Here is a 14,067-nt window from a genome sequence, read left to right on the forward strand (position 1 = left end):
ATAAACAGATGCGCCACGCGAAACTCCGCGACGCCGGTATCGATCCTGCCAGATCCGGAAAGGCCGAGGATGTCGCTGCGGCGTCGCCGTCCCATACCGCCGACTGCCCGGCTGCGCCAAGCCCAAACCGTCCCCGGGGGACGTCGCGTCGCACCCCTGCCGGGGTCGGCGCCCGGGGTTTGCGGGGCCTCCGTCATTTCAGGCTGGGCAGCAGGGTTTCGGGCAGCCAGGTGACGATCCCCGGAAACACCACGAACAAGAGCAGCACGGCCAGCTGGATCAGGAAGAAGGGCACGATCCCGCGATAGACCTGCCCGATGCCCAGCCCCGGCGGCAATACGCCCTTGAGGTAGAACAGCGTATAGCCGAAGGGCGGCGTGATATAGGCCATCTGCGCGGTGATCATGAACAGAACCCCGAACCAGAGCGGATCGAAGCCCAGCGCCTTGACGATGGGCAGGAAGACCGGAACGCACAGCAGGATGATCCCGATCTCGTCGAGAAAGAGCCCGAGGAAGACCAGCACCAGCACCATCGCGCCCAGCACGACCCAGCGCGAGGTCTCGAGCCCCTCGACGAAGCCCAGCAGCGAATCCGCCCCGCCGGTCGCGGCAAAGACCGACACGAAGGCCCGGGCGCCGATGGTGATCCAGAGGATCATCGCCGTGACCCGAAGCGTATCCCCGGCCGCCTCGGACAGCATCGGCAGGCTGAGCTTGCGCGTGACCAGCGCCGACAGCGCGGCGCCCAGCACGCCCACCGCCGCCGCCTCGGTCGGCGTCGCCAGCCCGGCATAGATCGAGCCCAGAACGCCCGACACCACGACGGCGGGCAGGATCAGGCTTTTCAGTTTGGCAAGCTTCACCCCCAGCGGCAGGGTCGCCACATCGGACGGCTTCGGCGCCAGCGCGGGATTGATCGCGGTCCGGATCAGGATATAGGCCGAATAGCAGGCCGCCAGGATCAGCCCCGGCACGATGCCTGCGGCGAACATCTGGCCGATCGACATCTGGGCGGTGATCGCATAGACGATCGTCACGACCGAGGGCGGGATCAGGATACCCAGCGTACCGCCCGCACAGATCGCGCCCAGGGCCAGCGGCGGATGATACCCCCGCGCCAGCATCGAGGGCAGCGCCAGGATCCCCATTGCCGCCACCGCCGCGCCGACGACCCCGGTCATGGCCGCCAGAATGGTACAGATCGCGATGGTGCCGACCGCAAGCCCGCCATTGAGCCGCGAGAACCAGGTTTCCATCGCCTCGTAAAGCGCCTCGATGATGCCGGACTTTTCCAGGATCGCGGCCATCAGCACGTAAAGCGGGATCGCCATCAGCGATTCCGAGGTCATCGTCTCGAAGGTGTTCAGCACCGCAACGATCAGCGCCGACGGCCCCCACAGAAGAATGGTCGAGATGAAGGCGATGGCGCCCAGCACGAAGGCAAGCCCCGCGCCGCTCAGCATGAAGGCCACGAGCGCGGTGAACATGAAGACAAGGACCAGAGAGCTTTCGATCACGCCGCATCCGCCCCCTTGATCGCGAAGACGGCATCGGCCGCCGCCTGCAGGATCAGCAGCCCCGCGCAAAGCGGCAGGAAGGCCTTGGCGGGCCACACGACCGGGTTCCAGGCGGAATAGCTGGTTTCGCCATAGCTGATCGACTGCGCGACCAGCGGCAGGCTGAACCACAGCAGGATCAGCCCGAAGGCCGCAGCCAGCGCCAGCCCCGCCAGATGCAGAAGGACCGCCAGCCCGCCGGTCGCCCGGGCCGACAGCAGATCGACCGCGACATGGCCGCCCAGATGCAAAAGGTACGGCCCGCCCAGAAGGAAGAACGGCCCGAAGATCAGCGTCGCCAGTTCCGGCGCCCAGGAGGTGGGATGGGCCAGGAAATAGCGCGACACCACCTCCCACAGCATCAGCAGCACGATGGCGTAGACCAGCCATTTCGCAATGCCGAAAAGCCCGCGGTTGAGGGCGGTGATAAGCCGGGCCAGTGTCGTCATCGGATGCTCCGCTTGAGGTACCGGCCCCAAGGGGCCGGCACCGGGTCAGGCCTAGAGAAGGCGCAGGTCCTTCATCAGCGCGACCTGCGAGTCCATCATGCGACGGGACAGATCGTCGGTGGCGGCCTCGGCCCAGAACTCGACCGCCCGGCCGCGCGCCTCGGCGACGTCCTCGGGATCGAGTGTCAGGATCTCGACCCCCGCCTCCTCGAACTTGGCCAGGTATTCGCCGTTCGACACGATGATGTTCTGGCGCAGCGTCCCCGAGATTTCGCGCGCGGCCACCGCCAGCGCCGCCTTCTTCTGGTCGTCGAGCGCCTCATAGGCCCGGGTATTGGCGACATAGGAGGTGGCGGTCGTCGGCTGGTGCACCCCGGGCAGGATCAGGAAGGGCGCGGCCTCGTGCAGGCCCTCTTCGTAATTGGCCTTGATGTCGCCGCGATCGGCAATGTCGATCAGCCCCTTGTCGAGCGCCGAATAGACCTCTGAGGTCGGCAGCGGCGAGACCGAGACGCCGAACCGCGCCATCACCGCCGAAGCGAGCCCCACAAAGCGGCCCTTGAGCCCGTTCATGTCGGCGATCTTGCGGATCGCGACCCGCGAATGGATCGGCTCCTCGCCATAGACGGTGGGGGCGACATAGGTCAGCCCGGCGGGGGCATAGCTTTCGCGCACCAGATCCAGACCGTCGCGTTCGTAGAACCAGGCTTCGTACTGGTCGGCCTCGGGAAAGCCGAAGGGCACGGTCGAGGAAAAGCCATGCGCCGGGATCTTGCCCGCGGTATAGCCGTCGAAGGTCTTCATCATCTCGAAGGCGCCGCCCCGGACCGCGTCGAAGGCCTGGGCCGAGGGCACGATCTGCCCGCCCGAAAACGGCGTGATCTCGAAGGTGCCGCCGGTCAGCTCGGCCACGCGGGCGCAGAAGTCTTCCTCGTAGCGCATCGGCGTGGTGCCGCCGCCCCAGAGCGCCTGCATCCGCCATTTCGTGACGCCTTGCGCGCGGGCCGCGCCGGTCGACAGGATCGCGGGCGCGGCAAGCGCGGCCGCACCGCCGAGATGCAGGATCTTGCGTCGGGTCGTCTGGGTCATGGGTAACTCTCCCGGATTTTTAACTGAGTCAGGCACCTTCAAGAACCTTCTTGGCATGGGCGACGCTGACGTCGCCCGCCGCGACGATGGCCTTGGCCACCCGGTCGATATCGCCCCCCGTCGCCCCGGCAGTGATGGCGATGTTGCGGGCATGAAGCGTCATGTGTCCGCGCTGGATGCCCTCGGTCGCCAGCGCCCGCAGCGCCGCCATGTTCTGCGCAAGCCCGACCGCCGCCGTCACCTCGGCCAGTTCCTGCGCCGAGCCGATCCGCATCAGCCTGAGTGCGGCCTGCGCCGCCGGATGGGTGCGCGTGGCGCCCCCCACGATGCCCAGCGCCATCGGCATTTCCAGCGTGCCGACCAGCGCGCCGTCGGCCGCGATTTCCCAAGTGGTCAACGAGGTATAGCGCCCCGAACGCGCGGCATAGGCATGCGCGCCCGCCTCGATCGCGCGCCAGTCGTTGCCGGTGGCCACGACGACCGGATCTATGCCGTTCATGATGCCCTTGTTATGGGTCGCGGCGCGGTAGGGGTCGATCAGCGCCAGCGCGCAGGCCTCGACGATCCGCCGAGCGACCTCGGCCCCGTCATGAGCCTTCGTGCCCAGCGCCTCGAAAGGCACCCGGACGCTGGCGGTCACCACCCGCCGGTCGGCGAGGTTCGACAGGATGCGCAGCCGCACCTGCCCGCCCGAGATCGCCTCGACCCGGGGGGCCAGCAGCTCGGCCATGGAATTGACCGCATTCGCCCCCATCGAGTCGCGCACATCGACCAGCAGGTGCATCACCACCATCGGTCCGATGGGCGAGGTGGCGAAGACCTCGATCTCGATATCCTTGCAGCCGCCGCCCAGGCCCACCAGCACGCTGTCGCGGGTATTGGCCAGCGCGATCAGCTCGTCGCGATGCGCCAAGAGCGCCGCGCGCGCCCCGAACGGATCGCCAAGCCCCACGATCTGGATCTGGGCACGCATGATCGGCGCGGTCGAGCTGACGGTGAAGCCGCCGCCCGCCCGCGCGAGCTTGGCCATGTAGGAGGCCGCCGCCACGACCGAGGGTTCCTCGACCGCCATCGGCACCAGATACTCGCGTCCGTTCACAACGAAATTGGTGGCCACGCCCAGCGGCAGCTCGAAGGTGCCGATGACGTTCTCGATCATGCCATTGGCGACCGAAAGCGGCAGGGCGGTCGCATCCGACAGTGCCTCCATCGCCGCGCCGTCGAGACCGGCCGCCGCGGCAACGGCCGCGCGCCGGTCAGCGGGCTCGCTGTCGCGCAAGCCCTCGATCCGCGATCTGACGCCGGATTGGGATGCCGTTGGGCTATCCGTCATTCTTGCCTCCTCCCGAAACTCAGGCGGACCGATGCCGCCTTCGATTCGGAATTATCCTGACATTTGGGCAAATTCCACCGGACTGCACCCAGAATGTTGGCACCTGCAGGTCGGGACGCCACGGGCGAAGACGGTTTCGCCCTGGGCTGCGGACCCCCGCATCGGCGCTTTCGCGCCTCCCGATAGGCCCGGGGGCCGCGGAGCACAGGCCCGCATCTTGCCGCACCGTCCGGCCGGGCGCGCCACCCGCGCTCGGGCAAAAGGGCCGCGACCCCGGGGCCTTGGGCCGCCCGCCCCTGCGGCGACAGAAGGTCCGGGCGCGCGCCTCTGTCAACGCCACCCGCCGGTCCGCCGACACCGCTGCGCGGCAAAGGAAAAGGCCGATGCCCTTCTGGGGGCACCGGCCATCGAAAGGTGTTTCGGGGCCGGCGCGGCGGCCGGCCCCGGGTCCGGATCAGAGGAACAGCGCGTTCAGCTGCGCTGTCGACATGGCCGCCAGCTGGGTCGAGGTGAAGGCCTCGGTCTGGGTATCGCTCAGCGCCGCGATGTCCTGGGTCTGCAGGGCCGCGACCTGGGCCGTGGTCAGCGCCGCGATCTGCTGCGAGTTGAACCCGCCCATCTGGTTGGTCGTAAAGGCCTGGATCGCCGCGGTGCCCATTCCGACGATGCTGGAGGTCGAGATATTCCCGATCTGCAACGTGGACAGCGCGGTGATCTGTCCGGTGGTCAGCGCCGCCGCCTGGGCCGAGGTCAGCCCCGCGATGCCGGTCGAGCTCAGCCCCTTGATCGCCGAGGTGTCGAGCTTGACCAGATCCGCGGTTTCCATCGCCGCGATCTGGGTCGAACTGAAGGCCGCGACCTGGGTCGAGGATAGTTCGGCCGCCTGCGCGGTCGAGATCGCCACGACATTCGCAGTACTGAGCCCGGAGATCGCCGAAGAACCCAGAACCTTGATCTGATCGGTCGAGAGCTTGGCCAGTTGCGCCGTGGTCAGCCCCTCGGTCTGGGTGGCGCCAAGGCCCTTGAGCGCCAGCGTTCCCAGCGCGCCGATCTGCGCGGTGGTCATCGCCGCCATCTGGGTCGAGGACAGCTCGCCCATCATCGAACTGCTGAGAACCGCGGTCTGCGCCGTGGTGATCGCCGCGACCTGCGCCGTGGTCAGACCCGACACCTGGTCGGCCCCGAACCCGCGGATCGCCGAGGTGTCGAGCTTGACCAGATCGGCGGTTTCCATCGCCGCCATCTGGGCCGAGCCCAGCGCCGCGATCTGCACCGAGCTCAGCTCGGCCGCTTGCGCCGTGGTCAGGGCGACGATGCTGGCCGTACCGAGCCCCGACATGGCCGAGCTGCCCAGCGCCTTGATCTGGTCGGTCGACAGCTTCGCCATCTGCGCCGTGGTCAGGCCCTCGGTCTGGGTCGCGGTCAGGCCGCGCAGCGACCGCGAGGTCAGGGCGCCGATCTGCGCGGTGGTCATCGCCCCCATCTGGGTCGAGGACAGGCCCGACAGCGTGATGTCGGTCAGCACCGCCGCCTGCGCCGTGGTCAGTGCCGCGACTTGCGCCGTGGTCAGCCCCGCCACCTGATCGACCCCGAGGCCCCGCATCGCGGAGGTGTCGAGCTTGACCAGATCGGCGGTTTCCATCGCCGCGACCTGGGCCGAGCTCAGCGCCGAGACCTGGGTCGAGGACAGTTCCGCCGCCTGCGCCGTCGAGATTGCCACGATATTCGCGGTGCTCAGCCCCGAGATTGCCGACGAGCCCAGAACCTTGATCTGGTCGGTCGAAAGCTTGGCCATCTGCGCCGTCGTCAGACCCTCGGTCTGGGTGGCGCCAAGGCCCTTGAGCGCCAGCGTTCCCAGCGCGCCGATCTGCGCGGTGGTCATCGCCGCCATCTGGCTCGAGGACAGCTCTCCCAGCATGGAACTGCTGAGAACCGCGGTCTGCGCCGTGGTGATCGCCGCGACCTGCGCGGTGGACAGGCCGTCGATCTGGTCGGCGGCAAGCCCGCGGATCGCCGCCGTCGACAGCTTGACGAGATCGGCGGTTTCCATCGCCGCCATCTGGGTCGAACTCAGCGCCCGCAATTGAACCGAGGACAGTTCGGCCGCCTGTGCAGTCGAGATCGCCACGATGTTCGCGGTGCTCAGCCCCGACATCGCCGAGGCGCCAAGCCCCTTGATCTGGTCGGTCGAGAGCTTCGCCAGCTGCGCCGTGGTCAGGCCCTCGGTCTGCGTCGCGCCAAGCCCCTTGATCGAACGCGAGGTCAGCGCGCCGATCTGTGCGGTGGTCATCGCCGCCATCTGGGTCGAGGACAGCCCGCCCAGGGCCGTATCGCTGAGGACCGCGGCCTGCGCGGTGGTCAGCGCGGCGACCTGCGCCGTGGTCAGGCCTTCGACCTGATCCTCGCCCAGCGCCTTCACAGCCAGGGTGGTCAGCTTGACCAGATCGGCTGTTTCCATCGCCGCCATCTGGGTCGAGCTCAGCGAGCGGATCTGTGCCGAAGACAGTTCCGCCGCCTGCGCCGTCGAGATCGCCACGATGTTGGCGGTGCTCAGCCCCGACATCGCCGAGCCGCTCAGCGCCTTGATCTGTGCGGTCGACAGCTTCGCCAGCTGCGCCGTGGTCAGGCCCTCGGTCTGGGTCGAGGTCAGCCCCTTGATGGCGATCGAACTCATCGCCCCGATCTGGGCGGTGGTCACTGCCGCCAACTGGGTCGAGGACAGGCTGCCCAGCATGGTGCTGCTCATCACCGCGGCCTGGGCCGTGGTGATCGCGGCAACCTGAGCGGTCGAAAGCCCGTCGATCTGGTCAGAGGCAAGTCCGCGGAACGCGGCGGTCGACAGCTTGACGAGATCGGCGGTTTCCATCGCCGCCATCTGGGTCGAGCTCAACGCCTTCAGCTGCACCGAGGACAGTTCGGCCGCCTGCGCGGTCGAGATCGCCACGATATTGGCCGTGCTCAACCCCGCCATCGCCGAGCTGCCCAGCGCCTTGATCTGTGCGGTCGACAGCTTCGCCAGCTGTGCCGTGGTCAGACCCTCGGTCTGGGTCGCCGTCAGGCCCTTGATCGAGATCGAGGTCAGCGCACCGATCTGCGCGGTGGTCATCGCCGCCATCTGGGTCGAGGAAAGCCCCGACAATGACACACTGCTCAGCACCGCCGCCTGCCCCGTGGTCAGCGCCGCCACCTGGCCGGTGGTCAGGCCGGCCACCTGGGTCCTGCCAAGGCCTTTGACCGCAACCGTCGACAGCTTGACCAGATCGGCGGTTTCCATCGCGGCGACCTGGGTCGAACTCAGCGCCGCGACCTGCTTGGAGGAGATCTCGGCCGCCTGGGCGGTCGACAGCGCCACGATATTGGCGGTGCTCAGACCCTTCATCGCGGACACGCCCAGCGCCTTGATCTGCGCGGTCGACAGCTTCGCGACCTGCGCCGTGGTCAGACCTGCGGTCTGGGTCGAGGTCAGGCCCTTGATCGCGATCGAGGTCAGCGCCCCGATCTGCGCCGTGGTCAGGGCCGCCACCTGGGTCGAGGACAGGCCCGACAGGGTTAGGCTGCTCAGCACCGCGGTCTGCGCGGTCGTCAGCGCCGCGACCTGGCCGGTGGTCAGACCCGCCACCTGCGTCTTGCCGAAGCCCTTGACGGCAATCGTCGACAGCTTGACCAGATCGGCGGTTTCCATCGCCGCGACCTGGCTGGAACTGAGCGCCGAGACCTGCCGCGAGGACAGTTCGGCCGCCTGCGCGGTCGTCAGCGCCACGATATTGTCGGTCGACAGGCCGCGAATGGCCAGCGACGACAATTGCTTAAGCTGCGCGGTCGAGAATTTGGCCATCTGGGCCGTGGTCAGGCCCGAGGCCTGGACCGAGCCGATGCCGCGGATGGCCATGGTGGTCAGGGCGCCGACCTGAGCCGTCGTCATAGCCCCCATCTGTGCCGAACTGATACTGGCGATGTCGCTGCTGGTCAGCGAGGCGATTGTTGCAGTTGTCAACGCCGCGATCTGCGCGGTCGACAGGTTACTGAGGGTCGACATGGGCTCTGGGTCCGACTCGGGGGGCGACGCCTCGGCTTCTCGCGCGCATCTGCCTGACAGTCGAAGTCCTGCTGACTTCGGATCCGCGCCAGCCTGCCGCGCAACCCGTAAAGAAGCTGCTAATCGGCAAGAAGCGTCGTCGGACACTCTCGATAAAGATCGCGGCGTTTTTTGGGCTCGAATGGCAATCCCGTCTTAACCGCTAAGCGCGAGTTTGCCTCAAACCGAGGAGAGTGCCGATGACCGATATGTCCCAGACCGTGTTCCTGCCCTCCGGCGGCCCGACGCCGCCGGCCGGGTTCCTGTCACGCACCGGCCGGACGGACCCGGACCCCGTTCCCGACCTCGACGCTCTCACCCGAATGACCGCGGCCTGCGCCGACGCCGCCGCCGTGGTCGATCTGGCCAGCCGCGCCCCGCAGTCAGCGGCCGCGATCTACCGCATCTGGCTGGACCGGAACGGCGCGCGTCCCGATGCCTGGGCCGCCTGGTTCAACCTCTCGGTGCTGCTGAACGTGGCGGGCGATCTCGCCGGAACCTATGACGCGGCGGTGCAGGCGCTCCGGATGAAACCGGACCTCTGGCAGGCCGCGCTCGCCGCGGGCCAGGCGGCCGAGGCCCTCGGCGACCGTGCCGCGGCCATCGCCTTCCTGCGCCAGGCGCTGCCGCCGGCCGAGGGCCGGGTGGCGCTGCACAAGCAGCTGGGGCGGATGCTGGAACTCGACAAGAGCCTCGGCGCCTCGGCCGAAGAGCTGCGCGCCTCGCTGCTGATCGAACCGCACCAGCCGGACGTGATCCAGCATCTGGTGCATACCCGCCAGAAGATGGCGGCCTGGCCGCCTGCCGAGCTTGCGGTGCCGGGGCTCGGCACCGCCGAGGCCGAACTCTGGTGCGGCCCGCTGGCCACGCTCGCACTGCATGACGACCCCGAGATGCAGCGCCGCGTCGCCGCCGACTGGATCGCGCGCAACGTCCCCGATCCGGGCGAACGCCTCGCGCCCCCCGACGGCTACCGGCACGACCGGATCCGGCTGGGCTATCTGTCGTCGGACTTCTGCCGCCACGCCATGAGCTACCTGATCGCCGAACTGCTGGAACGCCACGACCGCAGCCGGTTCGAGGTCACCGGCTATTGTGTCTCGCCCGAAGACGGCAGCGATGTGCGTGCCCGCATCCTTGCCGCGCTCGATCACCATGTCCCGGTCGGGACCATGACCGACGAAGAGGCCGCGCGGCGCATCCGGGCCGACGAGATCGACATCCTGATCGACCTGAACGGGCTGACCAGCGGCGGCCGCCCGGGCATCCTGCGCTGGAAGCCGGCGCCGGTCCAGGCCACCTATCTGGGCTATATCGGCTCGGTTCCGGTTCCCGAACTCGACTGGCTGCTGTGCGACGCGATCACTGTGCCCGAGGAAGAAACCGCCCGCTATTCCCCTGCCCCCTTGCGGATCGAGGGCTGCTATCAGGCCAATGACGGCCACCAGCCCGACCTTCCCGCGGTCAGCCGCGCCAGCGAAGGCCTTCCCGAGGACCGCTTCGTCTTCGTCTGCGTCTCGCATCACTACAAGATCACCGAACCCGTCTTCGCCGCCTGGTGCAGGATCGCGGCAGCCGCGCCCGAGACGCTGTTCTGGCTGATCGAGGACACGCCCGAAAGCGTCGCCGCCCTGTCTGCGCGCTGGCAAGCATCAGGCCTCGCGCCCGACCGGCTGATCTTTGCGCCCCGGGTCGATCCGGCACGTTACCGGGCACGGCTCGCACTTGGCGATCTCTTCCTCGACACCACCCCCTACAATGCCGGGACCATCGCCTCGGACGCCCTGCGGATGGGGTTGCCTGTGCTGACGATGGCGGGACGCACCTTCTCGGCCCGGATGGGCACGAGCCTTCTGACCGCCGTCGGACTGACCGACTGCATCGCCACCGGCCCCGAAGACTATGTGTCCCGCGCCGTGGCGATGGCGACCGATCCGGCCCGCCGCCCGGCGTTGCGCGGCCCGGCCCTTGCGGCCCGCTGGACCGAAACCCTCGGCGACTGCGCCGACTTCGCCCGCCGCTTCGAAACCGCTCTGGTCTCGGTCGTGAAGCGCCCCTGAACGGCATCGTCTCTCCCGATCTCACGGCTGGGATCGTCTGGCAAATCAATGAACGCGCCGGAATGGAAAGCCATCCGGCGCGTTCGTTCGCAAAGGGTGCATACTCCCTCCGAGGCCGACAGATTTCGGCGAAAGCTGACCGGACCAAAGGGGACGATGGCACTGCGTCTGTGAGGCAAGTCGCGGTCCGGGAAGCTGCCGCGCGCTAGGGGCAGGGCACAGAGGATCGCCAAGGTTCCGGCGGCATCGTAGCTTCCGGCAAAGAGGGCGTTCCTTTTCCAAACCATGATGACGCACATGCAACGCCTTGATCGTATTGCTGTCGATCTCGAGGTGGCCGTCGAACAAGGTCATGCCGTGCGTCTACGGCCAAGAGCGCGCGCCTTTTCGAAGTGGCGATGGCCCTGCGCCATGCCCGGATTTTGGTGCCAGGCAGCGGGGGCGTCAGAAATCCTGCCAGCCCCCCTCGTTGGCCGCACGCTTCCTGGACTCGCGTGCGGCGGGAGCATCCTTGACGTCGAATGACGGGATTTCGCCGCGAGGCTCGGGCCGGATCGCGGAAGCCACGACCGCCCCGCTGCGCAGCCGGAACCTCGCCACCTGGGATTGAAGCGCCTGAGACTCCTGCTTGAGCGTCGTGGCTGCCGCGTTCGCCTCCTCGACCATGGCGGCGTTCTGCTGGGTAACCTTGTCAAGTTCGTTGATGCCCACGTTGATCTCGCCCAGCCCCACCGACTGTTCCTGCGCACCGGTCGCGATGTCGCCGATCAGCACCGCGATGTTGCCGACACGCTCGACGATGTCGGTCAGCGCCTCGCCGGTGCGGTTGACCAGCGCGACACCGGATTCGACCTGATCGGAACTGGACGAAATCAGCGTCTTGATCTCTTTCGCGGCCTCGGAGGACCGCTGCGCCAGCGCCCGTACCTCTGACGCCACGACAGCGAACCCGCGTCCGGCCTCGCCCGCCCGCGCCGCCTCGACGCCCGCGTTCAGCGCCAGAAGGTTGGTCTGGAAGGCGATGTCGTCGATCACCCCGATGATCTGGTTGATGCCGTCGGAGGATTTCTTGATCTCGGACATCGCGCCGATGGCTTCCTTGACCACCAGGCCAGATTGTTCGGCATGGCCGCGCGCCTCGCGCACCACATTCTCGACCTGGGCCGCGCCATCGGCCGCGGCGCGCACGCTGGCGGTCATCTCGTCCATGGCGGCGGCGGTTTCTTCCAGGGTTGCGGCCTGGTTCTCGGTCCGCCGCGACAGGTCGTCGGAGGCGCCGCTGATCTCTTCGGCCCGGGTGGAGATTTCGGTCGCGTTCTCGACGACCGCGCCCATCAGCGCATTCAGCGTCTGCACGGTTGCGTTGTAGTCGACGCGCAGCTTGTCGCGGCTCCCGGCGAATTCGCGTTCGATCAGGAAGGTGAGATCGCCCGAGGCCAGCGCGGTAAGACCGCGCCCCAGAAGTTCGACCGCCTGCTTCTGATCGGCCACGTCGACCTCGCGCTCGGCCTCGGCATGCTTGGCGTCAAGCAACTTGCCGCGAAGTGACTCAAGGCTGCGCGCGATCACGCCGATCTCGTCCTTGCGTTGGGTGTCGGGGACCTGACGGTCCAGCGCGCCATCGGCGACCAAGGCCATTGCCTCGCTGACCACGTCGAGCGGACGGCCGATCATCCGGCGCAGAAGGATCGTCGTACCGACAACGAGCAGGACGAAAAGCACCGCGATCAGCGCCATTGCCGGCCCAGTATCCGCCAGGAAATGGCCGATCATTGCCTCTTGCGACCAGACGGCCGCGACGACGCCGACGACCCGACCGCTTTTCCCGTAACGCACCGGCTCGACAATCGTCAGGCCATCGTCGGAATAGGCGGTAGTGCCGCTCTCGACCGCACGGTCGATCTGACGCTGAAGCCCGGCCTGATCGGTCGCGCTACCGCCCGCTTCGGCCAGAATGCTACCGTCGGCGGCAGAGACCTGCACCCGGACCAGTTCCTCGCCGGCACCCGCCACGTATTTCGCCAGTTCCGACTCGATCTGAGCCCCGTTGCGGAAGGCGATATGGCCACCGAGCGTCTCGGCGCTGCCCTTGGTCATTTCTGTCATCAGCCTGTCGACCGACTTGTCGACGAGTTGCAGCGTCGATCGCACCGACAGGGCGGTCAGAAGCACCGCGACGATGATGGTCGTCAGCGCGATCACCCCGGCGATCCGGACGAAAACCGATGATCCGAACGACTTGGTCCGGGAGGTCTGAGAGGTGGATTGCACGATCACACTCCTTGGCGGAACAGGTCAAAGGAACTCTTCTGCATCGACGGCGACGGTCATCGCGCCGATGGAAGTTCCGGTCTCGGGGTCGACAAGCGTGAACGAGATCTGTCCCTGATATTTCAGAAACGAATCGTCGAATTCGACCTCGCCGAAATTCATGGCCTCCGGCCCGACGCCGTAGGTTTCCTGGTATTTCGCCTCGTCGCCCTGCCAGTAGTCGGACGGAACGCTCGACGTCGCCACGTTGAGGCCGCGCGCGTCCATCACGATGATTTCGGTCACCGCGCCCTTCATCGCCATCAACTGCGCGCGCAGCATGTCGGAAACCGGACTGCGTGTGACCGAGTCGATCAGCTGTGCCGAGCCGGTTCCGATCTCGCTGACCCATTGCTTGTCGAGCCGGTCGATATCGTCCTGGGTCAGGTCGGCCGTCCGCAAATTCTGGGCGGCAACCGCGTCGAGGATCTGCGGCGACCGGGCCCAGGGCAGGATCGATGCCTGATAGAAGGCTTTCATCTGATCATCGAAGTCTCCGGCCAGGGCGGCCCCGCCATGGCCGAGCACCAGAAGCGCCAAGACGGCGGTGCGAAAGATCGACATCGTGATCCTCATTCCGTTCGGGCACGTTGCTTGACCCACGAGCCCGGCAAACGCTTGCCCCCGCGATATCCGATAATCGCTGCACGTTTGTTAATCAGCCTCAGACCGAAGACGGCCACCGCCGCCGCGAAACGATGGCGCCCCTTCGGGCAGTCCGCGGGGCCGATGACGTCACGTCCCGCCCACTTCGCCCCGGGAACTCACCTAACGCACGAACATCAAAGAACGTTTATCCCCCTCTACGGTCAGAGGAACGCCGCCCCGCCTTCGGCGGCGCCCCGGCCCGACCGGCAGTCAGGCGTCGAAACTGCCGAGAATTCGACCGATGTCGCCGGACCGTCCGGTAGAAGAGCGCGGCCTCTCCGCCTCTCGCGATGGAAAATTAAGAGACGTCCCGGGCAGAACTTCGTCCGGCTTGAAGACGGTTTTGGGAAAGTTTGCGGCATTTTTCTTGCGGGCCGACCAACCTGTCCCCAGGCTCCAAAGATGCAATGCCTGCCTGAAGAACAAGTCGATCGGCAGGCGTGTCTTCAAGGACTGCCCCAGCCCCCTCCGACCCGGGCCGCGATCCCCCCGAGCAGACCATAGTGCGCTCAGTCGTCCGATCCCGGGGCGCTCATCCGGTCGGT

General features: G+C 67.3%; 9 protein-coding genes and 1 pseudogene. 1 reads left to right on the forward strand and 9 read right to left on the reverse strand.

Features of this window, described 5'->3' with window-relative positions; translation table 11 throughout:
* Positions 1-193: 193 nt before the first annotated feature.
* From EV657_RS09375 to EV657_RS09395, 6 genes and pseudogenes are all read right to left on the reverse strand, one after another.
* Positions 194-1,519, reverse strand: coding sequence for a TRAP transporter large permease (locus tag EV657_RS09375; protein ID WP_243837520.1), 1,326 nt, complete (start codon positions 1,517-1,519; stop codon positions 194-196).
* Complete coding sequence (locus EV657_RS09380) at positions 1,516-2,007, reverse strand: TRAP transporter small permease subunit (RefSeq protein WP_113670797.1); 492 nt, start codon at positions 2,005-2,007, stop codon at positions 1,516-1,518. Before EV657_RS09380 ends, EV657_RS09375 begins: the two co-directional genes overlap by 4 nt.
* Before the next feature lie 51 nt (positions 2,008-2,058).
* Positions 2,059-3,096 carry a TRAP transporter substrate-binding protein DctP gene (gene dctP, locus EV657_RS09385; RefSeq protein ID WP_134077729.1) on the reverse strand — a complete coding sequence of 346 codons (1,038 nt, stop codon included), beginning with the start codon at positions 3,094-3,096 and terminating at the stop codon, positions 2,059-2,061.
* A 28-nt stretch (positions 3,097-3,124) separates the two neighbouring features.
* Positions 3,125-4,429, reverse strand: coding sequence for a hydroxymethylglutaryl-CoA reductase, degradative (locus EV657_RS09390; protein WP_134077730.1), 1,305 nt, complete (start codon positions 4,427-4,429; stop codon positions 3,125-3,127).
* 454 nt (positions 4,430-4,883) lie between these two features.
* Positions 4,884-5,768, reverse strand: coding sequence for a hypothetical protein (locus tag EV657_RS22705; RefSeq protein ID WP_371412641.1), 885 nt, complete (start codon positions 5,766-5,768; stop codon positions 4,884-4,886).
* A 210-nt stretch (positions 5,769-5,978) separates the two neighbouring features.
* Positions 5,979-8,465: pseudogene (locus EV657_RS09395) on the reverse strand (beta strand repeat-containing protein); the annotation flags it as partial.
* 239 nt (positions 8,466-8,704) lie between these two features.
* Between EV657_RS09395 and EV657_RS09400 the strand changes: the two are divergent.
* Complete coding sequence (locus tag EV657_RS09400) at positions 8,705-10,564, forward strand: O-linked N-acetylglucosamine transferase, SPINDLY family protein (RefSeq protein ID WP_243837521.1); 1,860 nt, start codon at positions 8,705-8,707, stop codon at positions 10,562-10,564.
* A 444-nt stretch (positions 10,565-11,008) separates the two neighbouring features.
* Here the strand turns inward: EV657_RS09400 and EV657_RS09405 are convergent, their stop codons facing one another.
* From EV657_RS09405 to EV657_RS09415, 3 genes are all read right to left on the reverse strand, one after another.
* Positions 11,009-12,835 carry a methyl-accepting chemotaxis protein gene (locus EV657_RS09405; protein ID WP_166673682.1) on the reverse strand — a complete coding sequence of 609 codons (1,827 nt, stop codon included), beginning with the start codon at positions 12,833-12,835 and terminating at the stop codon, positions 11,009-11,011.
* 24 nt (positions 12,836-12,859) lie between these two features.
* Entirely contained in the window at positions 12,860-13,438 is a 579-nt protein-coding gene (locus tag EV657_RS09410; RefSeq protein ID WP_134077732.1) for a hypothetical protein, read from the reverse strand.
* A gap of 294 nt (positions 13,439-13,732) precedes the next feature.
* Positions 13,733-13,972, reverse strand: coding sequence for a hypothetical protein (locus tag EV657_RS09415; protein ID WP_134077733.1), 240 nt, complete (start codon positions 13,970-13,972; stop codon positions 13,733-13,735).
* Positions 13,973-14,067: the final 95 nt, after the last annotated feature.

Source organism: Rhodovulum visakhapatnamense, from assembly GCF_004365965.1.
GTDB lineage: Bacteria > Pseudomonadota > Alphaproteobacteria > Rhodobacterales > Rhodobacteraceae > Rhodovulum > Rhodovulum visakhapatnamense.